Below are 1,720 nucleotides of genomic sequence, written 5' to 3'. Positions count from 1 at the left end.
GTGCCGCCCCGGTGCCGACCCCGAGCCGCCCCGGTGCCGACCCGGAGCCGACCCGGAGCCGCCTCGGTGGCCGGGTTCACAGGCGCCCGAGGAACTCCCCCACCGCCGCCCCGAACCCCTCGGGGTCATCGGCATGGACCACATGCCCGGCCGGGAGCTCCACCAGCCGGACCCCGGGCCGCCGCGCGGCCATCTCCCGGGCGTGGCCGGCCGACAGGCAGTCGCTGCGCTCGCCGCGCACCAGCAGCGTCGGCACCCGTACGGCCAGCCAGTCCGCCCAGTGGTCACCGTTGAGCAGCTGCTGCGAGACCACCATGTCCTCCGGTACGAACGCGGTCCCCCAGCCGTCCTCGTACTCCCGCAGCGAGTCCCCCAGGAACCGCGCGGCGTCCCCCAGCCCCGTCAGGAACTCCTCCCGGCTCGCGCCCCGCCGCGGCCAGTCCAGCGCGAACGACAGGTCCGTGTCGACGACCGCGCCGATGTCCTCGACCACCAGGCCCCGCACCAGGTCCGGCCGCCGCGCGGCGAGCTGGTACGCGTTCACCCCGCCCAGCGAGTGGCCCAGGACCACCGCCGGGCCCACCCCCAGCCGCTCCAGCAGGGCGGCGGCGTCGGCGAGGTACCCCTCGCGGTCGTACTGCGCGGCCCGGTCGGACGCCCCGTGACCCCGCTGGTCCAGCGTGATCAGCCGCCACCCGGGCCCCAGCCCGGCGGCCAGCCGGTCCCAGGTCCGCCCGTTGTGGAAGTGGCCGTGCAGCGCCAGCAGCGGCGCCCCCGGCCCGCCGTGGTCGGTGTACGACAGCTGCCGGCCGCCGTCCAGCTCGATCGTCCCCGGCAGCGGCCCCAGCTTCTCGATCACCCGCTGCCGCAGCAGCTGGTACTCCGCCCAGCGCCGCCGCAGCCGCCCCGGCGGGCGCTTGACGATCCGGCCCGGGGTGACGACCTCCCCGCGCCGGAACTGCTCCCGCGTCAGGTCCACCAGGACGCCGCCCGGCAGCAGGTTCCCCCAGTGGTAGCCCTCCTGCCGGCCCTCGTGGAACACGTCGCTGAGCACGAGGTCGCCGCCTATGAGGTCCTGGACCACCAGCGCGGTGATGTCGCACTGGCCCCACGCAGGGTTCTCCGTCGTCCACGGGATCCGCGAGGTGTCCGCGGGCTCGCTCGTGCCGGCCGACCAGCCGGCGCGGATCGCCGCCTCAAGCTCCGCCAGGGTCCACGGGGTTGTCGTCGTAGGCATCGTCATGCGATCACCATGCCGGTACCCACTGACAATGCCCCGCGACCTTGCCCGGCGCACGCGCGGGCGCCGTGCGCCGTCCGCGCATCCACGCGCTGCCCGGCCACCGTGACCTCGGGCGTGGCGGCCCCTACGGTGAGCCACAAAACCGGAAGTTGATCGTCAGCTTCCGGTCCGTACCGGAGGTTCGACCATGCGACGCCTGTCCCTCGCCCTCGGCGCCCTCGCCGCGGCCGCCACCCTCGCTCTGGCCCCGGCCGGCCAGGCCCAGGCGGCCCCCGCCGCCGCCCCGGCCGTCACGGGCGGCCCGTTCGGCTGCGCCTACCTCATGGGCCCCGCGGTGATCCCGGCGCACCCGTACTGGTGCCTGGGCCACCCGGTGACGGTCCTTCACCCGGGCCAGGTCCGCCACGCGCCCTTCGGCCACGTCCTCTACGTACCGTAACGACGCCCCACCCCCTTCTCGCGGCGCCGCCCCCGGCC

Annotated in this window: 2 protein-coding genes; one reads left to right on the top strand and one right to left on the bottom strand. The window is 75.9% G+C overall.

Features of this window, described 5'->3' with window-relative positions; translation table 11 throughout:
- Positions 1-76 precede the first annotated feature (76 nt).
- Positions 77-1,237, bottom strand: a complete 1,161-nt coding sequence (locus tag EF918_RS35430) for an alpha/beta fold hydrolase (RefSeq protein ID WP_125652942.1) — start codon at positions 1,235-1,237, stop codon at positions 77-79.
- Positions 1,238-1,430: 193 nt separating this feature from the next.
- Here EF918_RS35430 and EF918_RS37530 point away from each other — a divergent pair, with 193 nt between their 5' ends.
- Positions 1,431-1,682: a hypothetical protein gene (locus tag EF918_RS37530; protein WP_185922088.1), complete on the top strand. Its 252-nt coding sequence runs from the start codon at positions 1,431-1,433 to the stop codon at positions 1,680-1,682.
- The last annotated feature ends 38 nt before the right edge of the window (positions 1,683-1,720 follow it).

Origin of the sequence: Streptomyces sp. WAC06614, assembly GCF_003949795.1 — a bacterium.
Taxonomy (GTDB): Bacteria; Actinomycetota; Actinomycetes; order Streptomycetales; family Streptomycetaceae; genus Streptomyces.
The sequence above is the reverse complement of the archived record's forward strand: the minus strand, read 5'-3'. Positions and strand labels throughout refer to the sequence as shown.